The sequence below is a fragment of the Leifsonia sp. 115AMFTsu3.1 genome, assembly GCF_004362795.1.
In the GTDB taxonomy this organism is placed as follows: Bacteria; Actinomycetota; Actinomycetes; order Actinomycetales; family Microbacteriaceae; genus Leifsonia.
The window spans coordinates 269,183-284,447 of the sequence record NZ_SNYB01000002.1 but is presented as its reverse complement, the minus strand read 5'-3'; the positions used below and the strand labels follow the sequence as shown (position 1 = coordinate 284,447).

Here is a 15,265-nt window from a genome sequence, read left to right as displayed (position 1 = left end):
GCCTACCCCTTGGGAGTTCCCGGTGCAGGTCACCCCGCTCATCTGGATCATCACGATCGCCGTCACGATCGCGTTCTTCGTCTACGAGTTCTTCGCCCACGTGCGCAAGCCGCACGAGCCGACCATCGGCGAGTCCGCCCGGTGGTCCGCGTTCTACATCGGCCTGGCGCTGCTGTTCGGCGTCGGGATCGGCATGGTGTCCGGTTGGACCTACGGCGGCGAGTACTTCGCCGGCTACCTCACCGAGAAGGTGCTCTCGGTCGACAACCTGTTCGTCTTCCTGCTGCTGATGTCGGCGTTCGCCGTGCCCAAGGCGTACCAGCAGAAGGTGCTGATGATCGGCATCATCATCGCGCTGATCCTCCGCGGCGTGTTCATCGCCGTCGGAGCCGGACTCATCGAGAACTACTCGTGGGTGTTCTACCTCTTCGGCGCCCTCCTGCTCTTCCTGGCGTGGCGTCAGGCGTTCGGCTCCCACGACTCCGATCCGACGAACAACCCGGTCATGCGGTTCATCCGGCGGCACCTGCCCGTCACCGACGAGTACAACCGCGACCGGCTCACCGTGAAGAAGGACGGGCGCCGGTTCGTCACCCCGATGCTGCTGACCATCATCGCGATCAGCCTCATCGACGTGGTCTTCGCCGTCGACTCCATCCCCGCGATCTACGGTCTCACCAGCGAGGCGTACATCGTCTTCACCGCCAACGCCTTCGCCCTGATGGGACTCCGCCAGCTGTACTTCCTCATCGGCGGCCTGCTCGAGCGGCTCGTCTACCTGTCGCAGGGCCTCGCCGTCATCCTCGGCTTCATCGGCATCAAGCTCGTCTTCCACGCACTGCACGTCAACGAGCTTCCCTTCATCAACGGCGGACGGCATGTGGAGTGGATCCCCGAGATCCCGACCTGGTTCTCGCTCCTCTTCATCGGCGCGACGATCGCGGTCGCCGCGACCGCCAGCCTCCTGAAGACGCGGGGCGACCGCCGTAAGGCGTCAGGGGCCGGAGACACCGTCCCCGTCGGCAACGCTCGGCCCGGCACCGACTGAGCCGGCCGGTCGCGCCGCGGCGTCGGCCTTCCACGCACGGACGGTGTGCCCGAAGCCCACCAGTTCGTGGCCGACCACCTCGATCACGGCGCCGGCGGCCACAAGTCCGATCACCACGCTGAGGCTCGTCAGCGAGCCCCGCTGGTCGAGGTCGATCGCCTGCCCGGGATATGTCGTCGCGCCGACGACGACCGCGCCGACGAGCGGCGCAAGGGTGAGCAGCAGCAGCGGCAGATGCGTGGAGTCGAACGAATGAAGGAGCACGCTCCAGGTGAGGAAGACCAGGACGATGGTGATCGCAAGGGGAACCGCCAGCGCCAGTGCGATCCCGAGCAGGGACACCCCGCCGTGCTCCATGGCGATCGTGGTCAGGTGCAGCCCGGCGCCGATCGCGGTGATGGATCCGAACAGTGCCAGGTGGGCGTACCGCCAGGGGAACGCCCGCTCCGGCCGCCGTTCCAGCACCCACCGTGACGGCACGAGGAAGTACGTCCACCAGACGGCGGCCGCCATCACGAGCCCCGAGGAGGCGATGAGCACGGCCTCCGGAGTCCATCCCACCGCTTGCGTCAGCGTTCCGACCGCCGCTGTCGTCGCGGCGATCACCTCGCCGAGGGTGATCAGCGTGAGCAGGGCGAAGCGCTCCGCGAGGTGCCCGGCGTTCCACGGTGAGAAGCCGTAGCTGCGCGTGGCGACGACCGGAGCGATCATCTCGAAGAGCGCCACGACGATGAGCGCGGTCACCGTCACCCCCACCGGGAGAGGGACGATCGCGGTCAGCAGCCAGGCGACCTGGGCGACCGAGATGATGAGGACGTACGACATGGCGTTCTTGCGGTGGGACGGGTCCTCGCGCGCCGCCCGCAGCCAGAGCAGGATCTGCGGCACGCGCATGATGATGTACCCGATCACCATCAGCAGGTTGTTGGGGCTCTCCCCGTGCGATGCCCGCTCGAAGCTCACCGGGAGTCCGTAGGCGAGCACGATCACGCCGATCATCTGCACGATCGTCGCGATGCGGAACAGGAGGTCGTCGTTGCCGTATGCGGACGCGAACCAGGTGAAGTTCAGCCACGCCCAGCTCACCGCCCACACGGCGAAGATGTAGGCCCCGAGCGCGGGCCAGACGTCCCCGTGGCTGAGCTGCTGGGCGAGCAGGTCGGACGCGGTGGCGAACGCCACGACGTAGGTCAGGTCGTAGAGCAGCTCGAGAGGCGTCGTCGTCCGACCCCGCTCGCGCGGGTCGCGGCCGCGCATGGGTCTGATCCGGTGCCGCAGCTCATGCCGCAGCTCCTCCGTGGTGTCCGGTTCGCCGCTCACGTGACCTCCCGGGCCGAGTCTCGCGCATCCCGGCTGTGCAGGGAAGCCTTGGCGCAGCTCTCGCCGGTACGCCCGATCAGGCGCCGTGGATGCGCTCCGCGAGCAGCGTCAGCAGCGCTTCGGCGGCGCGGCCGGGGCGTGGACGGGCGATCGCGTTCAGTCGCCAGTCCACCGGCTCCCGCAGCGGACGCGTGACGGCTCCCTCGGCGGGGATGATCGTGAGCTCCGGCAGGGCGGCCACGCCCAGACCGGCGGCGACGAAGCGTGGGATCTCGCCGAGGTCGGCCAGTTCGGTGGGCACGCGCCGGGTCAGCCCGAGCGCCGCGAATGCGCGGTCGAGAGTGACCCGGTTGCCGAAGCCGGCGCGCGAATCCACCCAGGCCTCCTCCGCCAGGTCGGCGAGCGCAACCGAGCGGCGGCGCGCGAGGGGATGTCCCTCCGGCAGCACCGCCAGGAACGGGGAGTCGACCAGATGGCGCGTCAGGAGGTCGGGAACCGTCTCGGGCAGGCCGTGGAACGCGATGTCCAGCCGACCCTGCCGGACGTCTTCGACCAGACCGGTCGAGCCCCCGGGCGATGGGCCGAGCCGGAGGTCGACGTCGGGGTGGCGTCGGTGGAACTCGCCCATGATGCCGGGCAGGTCGACGCTCTGCAGGTTGGTGAAGATGCCGACCCGCACCGTCCCGCGAAGCGGCCCCTGATCGCCGGCCAGGTCGCGCATCCTCTCGACGGCTTCGAGAGCCGCCCGGGCTTCCGCGAGAACCGCCTCGCCCACCTCGGTCGGGCGCACCCCGTGGGCGTCCCGCTCGAACAGGGCGGCACCGAGTTCCCGCTCGAGGCTCTGAATGCCCGCGGACACGGTGGACTGTGCGGCGAAGACGCGCTCGGCGGCCCGCGTGAAGCTGCGCTCGTCGGCAACCGCGACCAGGTATTCGAGCTGACGGGTGTCCACGGGTCGATCCTACGTAGTATCGAGCAGAACGATCGTCAGCATCGCCTATTTCCGTTGGACTCGATAGGCGGCGAGGAGCACTATCGAAGCATGACCAGCACGCTCGACTTCTCCGCCCCCACCGGCTCCACTCCCCGGATGGAGACCGCACCGGGCCGCACCCGGCGCTCCTTCCGCCTGCGCCACGGCGCCGGCTTCTGGGTCATCGCGGCGGCGTTCCTCGCGGTGATGGCCTTCTCGACCATCCCAACTCCGCTGTACGCGTTCTACCAGGCGCGCGACGGCTTCCCCACCTGGGTGGTCACCGTCATCTTCGCCGCGTACGCGGTCGGCGTCATCGCCAGCCTCTTCCTCATCGGCCACCTGAGCGACATCGCGGGCCGACGCCGGATGGTGCTCATCGCCGTGCTCATCGAGATCGTCTCCGCCGCCCTCTTCCTGGTCTGGAACGATGTCGCCGGCCTGATCGTCGCGCGCACTCTCTCCGGCATCGGCGTCGGCGCCCTCACGGCGAGCGCGACCGCGCACCTCAGCGAGCTGCGCGCCGTGGCACGTCCGGACGAGGGCCCCGCGACCGCCGGGACCGTCTCCACGGTCGTCAACACGGGCGGACTCGCGCTCGGCCCGCTGATCGGCGGGGCGTTCGCGCAGTTCCTGCCCGAGCCGCTGCTGCTCCCGTACGCCGTGTTCCTCGTCGTGCTCGCAGTCGCGGCCGTCGCCGTCGCCCTCGTCCCCGAGACGGTGGAGCGCGCCGAAGAGCGCCCGGCCTACCGTCCGCAGCGGATCTCGCTGCCCGCCGAAGCGCGCGGAGCGTTCTCCGCCGCGGCCGTCGCCGCCTTCGCCGGCTTCGCCGTCTTCGGTCTGTTCACGTCTCTCGCGCCCAGCGTGCTCGTCGTCACCCTCCACCAGACCTCGCACCTGCTGGCCGGGTTCGTTCCGTTCGCAGTGTTCGCGGCGTCGGCGATCTCGCAGATCGTCTTCGCCCGGGTCTCCTCCCGTGCGCAGCTGATCCTGGCCCTCACCCTCATGCTCGTCGGGCTCGCGGGCCTCGCGGCCGGCGTGCTGACGGCCTCGTTCGCGGTCTTCCTGGTGAGCGGCGTGTTGGCGGGCGCCGGTGTCGGCCTGCAGTTCCGCTCGGCGATCGCCGCGGCGGCCTCCCTCGCCGCCCCGGAGCGCCGCGGTGAGGTGCTCGCCGCGATCTTCCTGATCGCCTACATCGGTCTGGCGGTGCCCGTGCTGCTCGTCGGCGTGGCGCTCATCTTCTGGCCGCTGGTGCCGGTGCTGGTGGTGTTCGTCGCCGCGGTCGCCGCCCTGTCGGTGCCCGCCGGCCTGCGGATGCTGCGCCGGGCCTGACCTCGCCCGGTCTCAGTGGACCGAGGTGAACGTCCCGAGAGCGTCGTCGGCGAGGGCGGAGCGCAGAGCCGGGAGCGATCCCTCATCCACGTTGACGATCGACTGGCCGTCGGATGAGGTCCCGGTTCCGCCGGTGGGCATGGTGAAGGCGTGGATGCTGGAGGGGCCGTCGAGGCGCATGCTCGCCGCCAGCCCGATCATCGTCGGGAGGTCGAACTGCTCGTCGAGACTGAGGTATCGGCCGGTCGCGCCGGCGAACGACGTCACGGCGGCGGGGTCGGTGAGCGTCCCGCGGCTGAGGAGCTTGGCGACGATGGCCCGCAGGAGGGCCTGCTGGTTGGCCACCCGCTGGTAGTCCGCGGTCGGGAACGCGTACCGCTCCCGGGCGAAGGCGAGAGCCTGGGCGCCGTCGAGGTGGTTCATGCCCTGAACGAAGGTGTAGTGCGGCTTCTTGACCGTGGTGAAGCCGACCGGACTGTCCACATCCACTCCGCCGAGCGCGTCCGTCATCCCTTCGAGGCCCTGGAAGTCGATGATCGCGACGTGGTCGATGTGCGTCTGGAGCAGTTGCTCGACCGTCTGGATCACCAGCGGAGTGCCTCCCCAGGCGAGCGCAGCATTGATCTTGGCCGTGCCCTTGCCGGGGATCGGAACCCAGAGGTCGCGCATGATCGACATGATGTACACGTCTTTCCGGTCCGCGTCGATGTGCACGAGCATCATGGTGTCGGAGCGCTGGTTGGACTCGGTGGCCTGCCCGACGGTCGTCGGGTCTCCCCGGGAGTCGGAGCCGATGAGCAGGATGTTCATGGCGCCGGTCGAGACGGGGGTCGGCCGTGTCTCCGCTGGAGGGAACGCACGCGGGATGTGGGTCACCGTCGAGTTGAAGGTCGACGCGACGCTGCCCGCGTAGAACAGGCCGCCGCCGACGACGCAGCCCGCCACCACGGTGGCGACGGCGAGCAGCGTGGTCAGCACGATGGCCAGCGGCGAGCGCCGATGTGAGGTCCGCGGCGTGCGGCGGTGCCAGCGGTGCGGTGAACGTGTGGGCTGCGCGATCATGATGACCGTCTCCGGCACTCCCCCAGGAGCGTCTCATCTGACTTCGCTCGAGCTTTCGGGCGAGATGAGGATTTCTCATCTGCGTTCGAGGCTACGCTTGTTATCCTCAGAAGTCCCCGTTAATGAGGACATAGTTTGTACCCCGGTTACCCCCAGTTCGCGGGGCCCTCAGCTGAGGGCCATTCCCGGAACCCGCGCGCGGATCGCGTTCATCGTCGCCTCGTCCGAGACGCCCTGGAAGTCGTGCCGCGGGGTGTACGGAGCGATCAGCGCCGTCACCTCGTCCTCCGTGAGCTCGACGTTCAGGGAGGCGATCGCGTCGTCGATCTGCTGGATGGATCCCGCCCCGACGAGCGGCGCGGTGACGACCGGCTGGCGGTGCAGCCACGCCAGGGCGACCGCCGCACGGCTCACACCGTGCGCCGCCGCGACCTCTCCGACGGCATCCACGATGGCCCGATTGGATGCCTCCTCGGCCGGCGAGTACAGCAGGTCGGCGTAGTCGCCGTCGGTCTCCGAGCGCGCCGTCGCCCGCGCGTCATCCCAGGCGCGCGCGAGGCGGCCGCGGGCGAGCGGGCTCCAGATGATGGTGCCGACGCCCTCGTCGAGGCAGAGCGGGATCATCTCGCGCTCCTCCTCGCGGGCGAGCAGGTTGTAGTGATCCTGCATCGTGACGAAGCGCGCCCAGCCGTGCTGCTTCTGCAGGTTGAGGGCCTTCGCGAACTCCCACGCGAACATCGACGACGCCCCGAGATAACGGACCTTGCCGGCCTTCACGATGTCGTTCAGCGCTTCGAGCGTCTCCTCCCACGGGGTCGATTGGTCGTTGCGGTGGATCTGGTAGAGGTCGATGTAATCGGTGCCCAGGCGTTGCAGGGAGTGATCGACCTCCGCCAGGATCGCCTTGCGCGACAGGCCGCGGCCGTTCGGACCCGGCCGCATCGGGTGGCGGACCTTGGTCGCGATCACGACGTCGTCGCGGTCGGCGAAGTCGCGGAGTGCACGGCCCAGGATCTCCTCGCTGGAGCCGTTCGAGTACATGTTGGCGGTGTCGAAGAAGTTGATGCCCGCCTCCAGGGCGTGCTTGATGAGAGGCCTCGCCTCCTCCTCTCCTTTCGACCAGACGGGGTGACCGCGGTCGGGTTCGCCATAGCTCATGGCGCCGATGGCGATCGGGGAGACGTCGAGGCCGGTGGTCCCGAGCTTGCGATACTGCATGAGAACTCCTTGAATGGGCGTGAGCGGAGAACTCTCCGCTTGAATTACGACGGTAACGGAGAATTCTCCGTTTAGCAAGGAGACGCATGCCGGAACCCCGACGAGCCGACGCAACCCGCGCCGACGCGCAGCGCAACCGCGCGCGCATCCTCGACGTCGCCGCGACGGCCTTCCGCGAGAACCCCGACGTGTCGCTCAACCAGATCGGCAAGCTCGCCGGCGTCGGCGCCGGAACCCTCTACCGGCACTTCCCCACGCGTGAAGCGCTGCTGCTCGCCGTCTACGCGGCGGAGATCGACGGGCTCGAAGGCGCGGTGGACGACCTGCTGGCGAAAGAACCGCCGCTCGACGCCTTTCGCAGCTGGTCGCGGCAGTTGGCCGAGTTGGTGCGCATCAAGCACGGGCTCGGGGAAGCGCTGGCCAGCCCCTCGGCACAGGAGGTGATCGACGCCACCTACGCGCCGGTGACCAACGCGATCGGACGACTGCTGGATGCGGCGGTCGCCGACGGCGACATCGGGCCGGGAGCCGACCCCGGCGACATCCTGCTCCTCCTCAGCGCGCTCTGGCGGGTCCCGGCCGGACCGGACGGCCTCGCGCAGGCGGACCGGCTGCTGGAGATGGTGGTCGCGTCGCTGCCGGCACCCGGCGGCCGGAGCTGACATCCGGCTCCGGCCGCAGGTGATGCGTCAGATGCCGCGCGCGAGGCGGTAGTAGGCGGCGTTCGCGTCGAGGTCGCGGCGCACCGAGCGGAGCGTCGTCGTGTCGTCGATGACGATGAGCTCGGTGCGCAGCATGCGGGCGAAGTCCTCGAAGACCTCGACGCCGACCGCGGTGCTCATCACCGTGTGGTGCGCCGCGCCGGCCTCCAGCCAGGCGGTCGCCGACGTCGTGAAGTCGGGCTGCGGCTTCCACACCGCGCGGCCGACCGGCAGCTTCGGCAGCGGAGCCGACGGCTCGACCACCTCGACCACGTTGGCGACCAGGCGGAACCGGTCGCGCACGTCCGACAGCGCCACGACGACCGCGGGACCCGGGTCCGCCGTGAAGACGAGGCGGACCGGGTCGTCCTTGCCGCCGATGCCGAGCGGGTGCACCTCCAGCGTCGGTGTCGCCGAGCTGAGCGACGGGCTCACCTCGAGCATGTGCGCGCCCAGGATGCGCTCGTCGCCAGGAGTCAGGTCGTACGTGTAGTCCTCCATGAGGGATGCGCCGCCGGGCAGGCCCGCGCCCATCACGTTGGCCGCGCGCACCAGGACGGCGGTCTTCCAGTCGCCCTCAGCACCGAAGCCGTACCCCTCGGCCATCAGCCGCTGGACGGCGAGCCCGGGCAGCTGCTTCAGGGCGCCCAGATCCTCGAAGCTGGTCGTGAACGCTCCGAAACCGCCCTCCTCCAGGAAGGAGCGCAGGCCCAGCTCGATGGCCGCGCCGTCGCGCAGCGACTGGTGGCGGTCGCCGCCGCGGCGTAGCTCCGGAGCGACGTCGTACTGCTCCTCGTACTCGGCCACGAGCGCGTCGATGGCGTCGGCCGGCGCCGCGGCGACCGCATCGGCCAGCTCGTTCACGCCCCACGTGTTCACCTGGACGCCGAAGACGTGCTCTGCCTCGGTCTTGTCGCCCTCGGTGACGGCGACGAAGCGCATGTTGTCGCCGAAGCGGGCGAGCTTCAGCGTGCGGGTGGCGGCCCGGCCGGCCGCTGCGCGCATCCACGTGCCGACGCGTGCCGAGACGACCGGGTTCGAGACGTGCCCGGCGACGGTGGTGCGCGGCACGCCGAGGCGCGTCAGGATGTAGCCGAACTCGCGGTCGCCGTGGGCGGCCTGATTGAGGTTCATGAAGTCGAAGTCGATCTCGGCCCAGGGCAGCTCCACGTTCGCCTGGGTGTGGAGGTGGAGCAGCGGCTTCTGGAGCGCGTCGAGGCCGGCGATCCACATTTTCGCGGGGCTGAAGGTGTGCATCCACGCGATCACGCCGATGACGCGGTCGTCGGCGTTCGCCTCGAGCATGATGCGGCGGATGGCGTCTGCGTCGGTGAGGACCGGCTTCCACACGATCTTCACGGGCACGTCGGGCGACGCGCCCAGCTCGTCGGCGATGGCGCGCGACTGCTCGGCGACCTGCGCGAGGGTCTCCGGTCCGTACAGGTGCTGGCTCCCGGTGAGGAACCAGACCTCGTAGACGTCGAGGGAGGTGGTGAGCTTCGGCATCAGGCGGTGGGTCCTTCCGGGGTCTGTCCGTAGACGTTCTGATAGCGGTCGAAGAGGCGGTCGATCGCCTCCTGGGGGATGGGGACGACGTCGCCGCCCTGGCGGGCGATGTGCATCGTGCGGGCGACATCCTCGGCCATGACGGCGGCCTTCACGGCGTCGCGGGCGTCGGAGCCGATGGTGAAGACGCCGTGGTTCTGCATGAGGACGGCGCGGCTGCGGTGGCCGGTCAGCGTCGACACGATGCCGCGGCCGATGGAGTCGTCGCCGATGATCGCGAACGGTCCGACCGGGATCTCACCGCCGAACTCGTCGGCCATCGCCGTGATGGCGCACGGGATGGGCTCGGCGCGGGCCGCCCACGCGGTCGCGTAGGTGGAGTGCGTGTGCACGACACCGCCGACCTCGGGCATGCTGCGGTACACGAAGGCGTGGGCGGCGGTGTCGGACGACGGCGACCGCTCGGAGCCGAGCGACCCGGGGACGACCTCGCCGTCGAGGGTGCACAGGATCATGTTCTCGGGCGCGAGGTCGTCGTAGTCGACGCCGCTCGGCTTGATGACGAACAGGTCCTCGCCCGGCACGCGGCCGGAGACGTTACCGCCGGTCCAGACGACCAGCTGGTAGCGGACCAGCTCGGCGTGCAGGGCGGCGACGCGCTCGCGGACGGCGCGGACGGCCGGGGACTCGGGGGCGGGGGTCTGGGCGTCGGTCACTGGTCGGATCCTTCCGTTGGGCGATCGGCGGAGGCGGTGGTGTCGGGCAGGGCGGTGACGGCCGCGCGCTCCACGGCGAGGCCGGCGTCGTAGCGGTCGAGGTAGGCGGCGAAGCCGGCGACGTCCTCCGGCCGCGGCTCGGCGGTCTCGAACGCGACATCGCGGAACACGCGCTCGCGCAGGTACGTGTCGAGGTCCTGTCCGCTCTCGGCGCGCGCCTCCAGGTAGGCGGCGAGGACGGCGATCCCCCAGGCGCCGCCCTCCGACGCGGTGTGCGCGACGGAGACGGGAGCGTCGAGGGCGCCGGCCAGGAAGCGCTGGGCGACCCCGGCGGTGCGGAACACGCCACCGTGGGCGAGCATCTTGTCGAGCGCGACACCCTCGTGAGCGAGGACGCGCATCCCGAGCGCCAGGGTCGCGAACACTCCGTAGACCTCGGCACGCACCAGGTTGCCGAGGGTGAAGCGGCTGCCCGGCGTGCGGACGAGGAGCGGACGGCCCTCGGTGAGGCCGGCGACCGGCTCGCCAGCCAGGTGGTTGTAGGCGAGCAGGCCCCCGGCGTCGTCGTCGCCGGTCAGCGCCTCCCGGAGGAGGGTGTCGAACACGGCGTCGGGATCGGTGGGGCGGCCGGACGCGGCGGCGAACCGGCCGAAGAGTCCCGCCCACTCGGCGAGCTCACTGGCACCGTTGTTGCAGTGGACCATGGCGACCGGGTCGCCTGCGGGGGTGGTCACCACATCCAGCTCGTCGTGCACCTCGGCCAGCGGACGCTCCAGCACGACCATCGCGAAGATGCTGGTGCCGGCGCTCACGTTGCCGGTGCGCGGTGCGACGGATGCGGTCGCGACCATGCCGGTGCCGGCGTCGCCCTCGGGCGGGCACAGGGTCGCGCCGGGACGCAGCGTGCCGGACGGATCGAGGAGCGCAGCGCCCTCGGCGGTCAGGTCGCCCGCAGGTTCTCCGGCGGACAGGACCTCGGGCAGCAGGTCACGGAGCGGAGGGATGCGGCCGGCGGCGAGGCGATCATAGCGGCCGACGAGCTCGGCGTCGTAGTCGCCGGTCGCGGGGTCGATCGGGAACATGCCCGACGCATCCCCGACCCCGAGCACATGGCGTCCGGTGAGCCGGCGGTGCACGTACCCGGCCAGCGTGGTGACGGACCGGACGCGGGGGAGGTGCGGCTCGGCGTCGAGGACGGCCTGGTGCAGGTGGGCGATCGACCAGCGGAGCGGGATGTTGACGCCGAGCAGGTCCGTCAGCTCGCGCGCCGCCGCTCCCGTGTTCGTGTTGCGCCAGGTGCGGAACGGCACGAGCAGCTCGCCCGCCTCGTCGAACGCGAGGTAGCCGTGCATCATCGCCGAGACGCCGAGGGAGCCGACGGTGGTCGGCGCGACGCCGTGGCGGGTCTGCGCGTCGGCGGCCAGGGCGGCGTACGCCTCCTGCACGCCGGACCAGACCTCCTCGATCGGGTAGGTCCAGAGGCGGTCGACGTAGGAGTTCTCCCACTCGTGGGCGCCGACGGCGAGGACGACCGACGGGTCGTCCGCATCCACCAGGCAGGCCTTGATGCGCGTCGAGCCGAACTCGATGCCGAGCGCGGTGCGGCCCGACTCGATGGCCTCGCGGGCGCGGGCGGCGGCCGCGGCTCCGGGGCCCGCGGAGGCGACGTCGGCTGGGACCATGGGGCATCCACTCCTTTGTGACCGGTCACATTGACACAGCGAGCATACGTCACGCACCGTCGCGCGCGCCACTCCGTGCTCCGCGGCGGTGACTGCGCTGCGCCGGCTCCCCAACCCGCGCACCCGCAGATTCGTGCCGAATGTGCGCTTAGGCAGGAGCATTCCGCACATTCGGCACGAATCTGTGGCGCGAACAGCACCACGCGAGACGCAGATTTGGCGCAAATGTGGGGAAAGGGGGCCGCATTCCCGAGATTTGGCGCAAATGTTGCGGGGCCGGTGAGCTTGCGACGGAGCGCACGTTCGGCACGAATGTGCGCAATGGGACGAGCTTTCCGCACATTCGGCACGAATCTGTGGCGCGGTGAGCACCACGCGAGGCGCAGATTTGGCGCAAATGTGGGGAAAGGAGGCCGCTTTCCCGAGATTTGGCGCAAATGTGGCGGGGCCGGTGAGCTTCCGGCGGAGCGCAGATTTGGCGCAAATGTGGGGAAAGGGGAGCCGCTTTCCCGAGATTTGGCGCAAATGTTGCGGGGCGGAGGGACGAGAGACGGAGTGCGAGAGGCGGAGGCGCGGGACGCGGGTCAGGCAGAGTCGCGGACGACGAGGACGGGAGCGACCGGCTCCTCGAACGCGAGGTCGCCGCCCTCCAGCAGCGCGACCAGGCGGGCGACGCAGCGACGGCCGAGTTCCGCGAACTCCTGCCGGACCGTCGTCAGCGGCGGGGCGAAGAACGCCGCCTCGGGGATGTCGTCGAAGCCGACGACGGCCAGATCGTCCGGGATCGAACGCCCCGCGACCCGCGCAGCATGCAGCACGCCGAGCGCCATCTGGTCGTTCGAGGCGAAGACGGCCTGGATGGAGCGGTCCGCCACGAGCTCCGCACCGATCACCGCGCCCGAGGCCGCCGTCCAGTCCCCCTCGCGCGACACCACGGCATCCGCGCCGGCGGCGGCCATCTCGGCGAGGAAGCCGTCCCGTCGGGCGCGCGCCTCCGTCCAGTCGCCCGGTCCGCTCAGGTGCGCGATGCGGCGGTGGCCGGCCGACAGGAGATGCCGGGTGGCGAGGCGTGCGCCGAGCTCCTGGTCCACGAAGACGCCCTCGTCCCCGGCGCCGCCCGCACCGTGCAGCGTCACGGACGGCAGGGAAAGCGAGAACTGGCCCATCGCATCCTGAACCCGTTGCTGCGGCGCGATCACCACGATGCCCTCGACGGCCTGCTCGCGCAGGTGCCCGATGGCCGCCTGCAGGTCGGCCGGGTCGAGCGAGGCGGCATGGGCGACCGTGACGGTGTACCCGGCGGCACGGCCGGCGTTCTCGACGGCATCGATGCTCGAGGCCGGACCGAAAAGGGAGGAGGCCGAGGCGGCCAGCACCCCGATGGTCCGGGAGCGGGCAGTGGTCAGCATGCGGGCGGCCCGGTTCGGGCGGAAGTCGAGGTCGGCCATCGCGGCGAGCACGCGCGCACGGGTCTCCGGCCGGATGCTCGGGTGATCATTGAGCACGCGGGAGACGGTCTGGCGCGAGACACCGGCGGCGGCGGCGACCTCGCGCACGCCCGGAGGCCGACCGATCTCGCTCACGCCTGCACCTCCGACACACCCACACCCTAGGGCGAGGCGGGTTCGGAGGGCCAACCGGGGCGGACCGCGGGAGCGATCGGCCGTAATGTCGAAGGCATGACCGCATCTACTCCCTCCGACACCTCGTCCGCCGCGTTCGCAGGGCCGAACCGGCCGATCGCGCTGGTGACCGGCGCGTCGCGCGGCATCGGACGGGCGATCGCCGTCGAGCTCGGGCGCACGCACCACATCCTGGTCGGTGGGCGGGATGCCGCCGCGGTGGATGCGGTGGTCGCCGAGCTGCCGTCGGCCGAGCCGTACGTGGCCGATCTGGTCGCCGACCTGTCCGGCGCATCCCTTCCGCCGCTTCCCGAGCGCCTCGACGTGCTCGTGCACTCGGCCGGCGTGGAGGACGGCGGCACGGTCGAAGAGACCGACGCGGAGGTGTGGCGTCACGTGTTCGAGGTGAACGTGTTCGCGGCCGCCGCGCTCACGCGGCGCGCGCTCCCGGCCCTGCGGGCGGCGGAGGGCCTGGTGGTCGCCATCAACAGCGGCTCGGGGCTGGCCAGCGGGCCGGGCGGCGGGGTCTACGCGGGCTCCAAGTTCGCGCTGCGGGCGCTCACGGACGCGCTGCGCGAGGAGGAGCGTCCGCACGGGGTGCGCGTCAGCAGCATCCACCCGGGGCGGGTCGACACCGACATGCAGCGCGCTCTCGTCGCCCGCGAGGGCCTCGATTACGACACGACGTACACGATCACGCCCGAGATGGTCGCAGCGACAGTCCGCACCGCGGTCGACCTGCCGCCGACCGGCACCGTCGAGTCCCTCAGCGTGCGCCCCTTCCACCGCCGCTGACCCATCCCGCCGCTCGCTCCCCACCGTCGAGTACGCAAAAACTGCACGCCGGAGGGCTCCGGAGCGTGCAGTTTTTGCGTACTCGACGGGGGGCGAAGGGGCGGAGGGGCGGAGGGGGCTAGTGGGAAGGGTCCTCGGGGCCGCCGCCGGAGGTGGTGTCCTCGCCGGGCTCGGGGGCGCTCCCGTCGGAGCCGGAGCCGTCGGGCAGGTCGTCGGCGTCGGGGCGGTTCTTCTCGTCGCTCATTGCGTGTCCTTCCGTTTCTGTCCTGACCGCGCGACGGTACGCCGATCCTCGGCGGAGGTCCATCCGGTGCGTCGCACGCGCCGTACCGGAGGGAGCCTCCGACGGTTCTAGACTGTCCTCCGAAACCACGGAGGCCCCCACGAACAACTCCCCGGATCCCGACGACCAGGCCGTACGCCCGCGGAACGAGCCGCGACGCGCGCTGGTCACCGGCGGCTCGCGCGGCATCGGCCGCAGGATCGCGGAGACGCTGGCCGCCGAGGGGATGGACGTGGTGCTGACGTTCCGTCGGGAGGCGGACGCGGCCGCCGAGGTCGTGGACGCGATCACCGCCGCCGGCGGCTCGGCCCGGGCCCACCGCCTCGAGCTGGAGAGCGAAGAGGACATCGACCGCCTGTTCGCAGACGAGTTCCCGGACGGGACGCGTCTCGACGTGCTCGTCGCCAGCGCGGCGGCGTCCGCCTTCCGCCCGGCGGCCGAGCTGACCTCGCGGCACCTGGAACGGTCATGGGCGACCAACGTCCGCTCCTTCGTGCTGCTCGCCCAGCGAGCGGCCGAGCGGATGCGCGGCAGCGCGGACGGACCAGTGGGCGGACGGACGGGCGGCCGCATCATCGCCGTCACGAGCTACGGCAGCCACCGGGCGTTCCCGCTGTACGGCGCCATCGGCTCCGACAAGGCGGCCGTCGAGTCGTGGGTCCGCCACCTCGCCGCCGAGTTCGGCCGCGACGGCATCACAGTGAACGCCGTGAACGGCGGCCTCATCGACACCGACTCGCTGCACTTCTTCTACGGGAACGCCGGCGTCCCCGACCTCGACGTGATGACCTCCCGCATCCCCCTCGGCCGCGTCGGCACCGCGGACGACATCGCCGAGGCCGTCCGATTCCTCGCCTCCCCCGCCGCCGGGTACATCACCGGCCACACCCTCGTCGTCGACGGTGGACTCACCGTCGTCGCACCCCCGTTCTGGTCGGAGCTCGACCGGGACGCCTCCCCCACCGATCCGAGACGGAGTCGACGCCCACCGGACGCCTGAACCCCCT

Annotated in this window: 14 protein-coding genes; 5 read left to right on the top strand and 9 right to left on the bottom strand. The window is 70.9% G+C overall.

The features are described 5' to 3' along the window. Positions 1-22: 22 nt before the first annotated feature. A complete protein-coding gene (locus tag AXZ95_RS12305; RefSeq protein WP_018192511.1) occupies positions 23-1,048 on the top strand; it encodes a TerC family protein in 1,026 nt (341 codons plus the stop codon). Here AXZ95_RS12305 and AXZ95_RS12300 read toward each other — a convergent pair. Together AXZ95_RS12300 and AXZ95_RS12295 are read right to left on the bottom strand one after the other, a co-directional pair. After that, positions 995-2,368: a low temperature requirement protein A gene (locus AXZ95_RS12300; protein WP_018192512.1), complete on the bottom strand. Its 1,374-nt coding sequence runs from the start codon at positions 2,366-2,368 to the stop codon at positions 995-997. The genes AXZ95_RS12305 and AXZ95_RS12300 overlap by 54 nt on opposite strands. Before the next feature lie 76 nt (positions 2,369-2,444). Then, positions 2,445-3,320, bottom strand: coding sequence for a LysR family transcriptional regulator (locus AXZ95_RS12295; RefSeq protein ID WP_018192513.1), 876 nt, complete (start codon positions 3,318-3,320; stop codon positions 2,445-2,447). A gap of 90 nt (positions 3,321-3,410) precedes the next feature. Between AXZ95_RS12295 and AXZ95_RS12290 the strand changes: the two genes are divergently transcribed. Continuing rightward, entirely contained in the window at positions 3,411-4,673 is a 1,263-nt protein-coding gene (locus AXZ95_RS12290; protein ID WP_018192514.1) for an MFS transporter, read from the top strand. Between the two features lie 12 nt (positions 4,674-4,685). Here the strand turns inward: AXZ95_RS12290 and AXZ95_RS12285 are convergent, their stop codons facing one another. Together AXZ95_RS12285 and AXZ95_RS12280 are read right to left on the bottom strand one after the other, a co-directional pair. Further along, positions 4,686-5,735, bottom strand: coding sequence for an LCP family protein (locus AXZ95_RS12285; RefSeq protein WP_231374504.1), 1,050 nt, complete (start codon positions 5,733-5,735; stop codon positions 4,686-4,688). A 168-nt stretch (positions 5,736-5,903) separates the two neighbouring features. Then, on the bottom strand, positions 5,904-6,953 hold the full coding sequence (locus AXZ95_RS12280; RefSeq protein ID WP_018192516.1) for an aldo/keto reductase: 1,050 nt from the start codon (positions 6,951-6,953) through the stop codon (positions 5,904-5,906). Positions 6,954-7,039: 86 nt separating this feature from the next. Here AXZ95_RS12280 and AXZ95_RS12275 point away from each other — a divergent pair, with 86 nt between their 5' ends. Then, positions 7,040-7,615 (top strand): TetR/AcrR family transcriptional regulator, encoded by a 576-nt coding sequence (locus AXZ95_RS12275; protein WP_018192517.1) that lies wholly within the window; start codon positions 7,040-7,042, stop codon positions 7,613-7,615. Positions 7,616-7,642: 27 nt separating this feature from the next. On the opposite strand, the gene araA is transcribed toward AXZ95_RS12275, so the two are convergent. From araA to AXZ95_RS12255, 4 genes are all read right to left on the bottom strand, one after another. Next, positions 7,643-9,160: an L-arabinose isomerase gene (gene araA, locus AXZ95_RS12270; RefSeq protein WP_018192518.1), complete on the bottom strand. Its 1,518-nt coding sequence runs from the start codon at positions 9,158-9,160 to the stop codon at positions 7,643-7,645. Further along, positions 9,160-9,876, bottom strand: coding sequence for an L-ribulose-5-phosphate 4-epimerase (locus tag AXZ95_RS12265; RefSeq protein ID WP_018192519.1), 717 nt, complete (start codon positions 9,874-9,876; stop codon positions 9,160-9,162). The genes araA and AXZ95_RS12265 overlap by 1 nt, the downstream gene beginning before the upstream one ends. Then, a complete protein-coding gene (locus AXZ95_RS12260; protein WP_018192520.1) occupies positions 9,873-11,558 on the bottom strand; it encodes an FGGY-family carbohydrate kinase in 1,686 nt (561 codons plus the stop codon). Before AXZ95_RS12260 ends, AXZ95_RS12265 begins: the two co-directional genes overlap by 4 nt. A gap of 584 nt (positions 11,559-12,142) precedes the next feature. Next, positions 12,143-13,141 carry a LacI family DNA-binding transcriptional regulator gene (locus AXZ95_RS12255; RefSeq protein WP_018192521.1) on the bottom strand — a complete coding sequence of 333 codons (999 nt, stop codon included), beginning with the start codon at positions 13,139-13,141 and terminating at the stop codon, positions 12,143-12,145. Positions 13,142-13,237: 96 nt separating this feature from the next. Here AXZ95_RS12255 and AXZ95_RS12250 point away from each other — a divergent pair, with 96 nt between their 5' ends. Next, complete coding sequence (locus tag AXZ95_RS12250; protein WP_018192522.1) at positions 13,238-13,975, top strand: SDR family oxidoreductase; 738 nt, start codon at positions 13,238-13,240, stop codon at positions 13,973-13,975. Positions 13,976-14,093: 118 nt separating this feature from the next. On the opposite strand, the gene AXZ95_RS19885 is transcribed toward AXZ95_RS12250, so the two are convergent. After that, positions 14,094-14,219, bottom strand: coding sequence for a hypothetical protein (locus tag AXZ95_RS19885; protein ID WP_018192523.1), 126 nt, complete (start codon positions 14,217-14,219; stop codon positions 14,094-14,096). Here AXZ95_RS19885 and AXZ95_RS12245 point away from each other — a divergent pair. Then, positions 14,218-15,258: an SDR family oxidoreductase gene (locus AXZ95_RS12245; RefSeq protein ID WP_243737922.1), complete on the top strand. Its 1,041-nt coding sequence runs from the start codon at positions 14,218-14,220 to the stop codon at positions 15,256-15,258. The genes AXZ95_RS19885 and AXZ95_RS12245 overlap by 2 nt on opposite strands. The last annotated feature ends 7 nt before the right edge of the window (positions 15,259-15,265 follow it).

Bases quoted from the DNA above. Each gene is read 5' to 3' on its own strand.
- AXZ95_RS12280 (WP_018192516.1), bottom strand. From the start codon at position 6,953: ATGCAGTATCGCAAGCTCGGGACCACCGGCCTCGACGTCTCCCCGATC.
- AXZ95_RS12260 (WP_018192520.1), bottom strand. From the start codon at position 11,558: ATGGTCCCAGCCGACGTCGCCTCCGCGGGCCCCGGAGCCGCGGCCGCC.
- AXZ95_RS12290 (WP_018192514.1), top strand. From the start codon at position 3,411: ATGACCAGCACGCTCGACTTCTCCGCCCCCACCGGCTCCACTCCCCGG.
- AXZ95_RS12250 (WP_018192522.1), top strand. From the start codon at position 13,238: ATGACCGCATCTACTCCCTCCGACACCTCGTCCGCCGCGTTCGCAGGG.
- AXZ95_RS12285 (WP_231374504.1), bottom strand. From the start codon at position 5,735: ATGATCGCGCAGCCCACACGTTCACCGCACCGCTGGCACCGCCGCACG.
- AXZ95_RS12275 (WP_018192517.1), top strand. From the start codon at position 7,040: ATGCCGGAACCCCGACGAGCCGACGCAACCCGCGCCGACGCGCAGCGC.
- araA (WP_018192518.1), bottom strand. From the start codon at position 9,160: ATGCCGAAGCTCACCACCTCCCTCGACGTCTACGAGGTCTGGTTCCTC.
- AXZ95_RS19885 (WP_018192523.1), bottom strand. From the start codon at position 14,219: ATGAGCGACGAGAAGAACCGCCCCGACGCCGACGACCTGCCCGACGGC.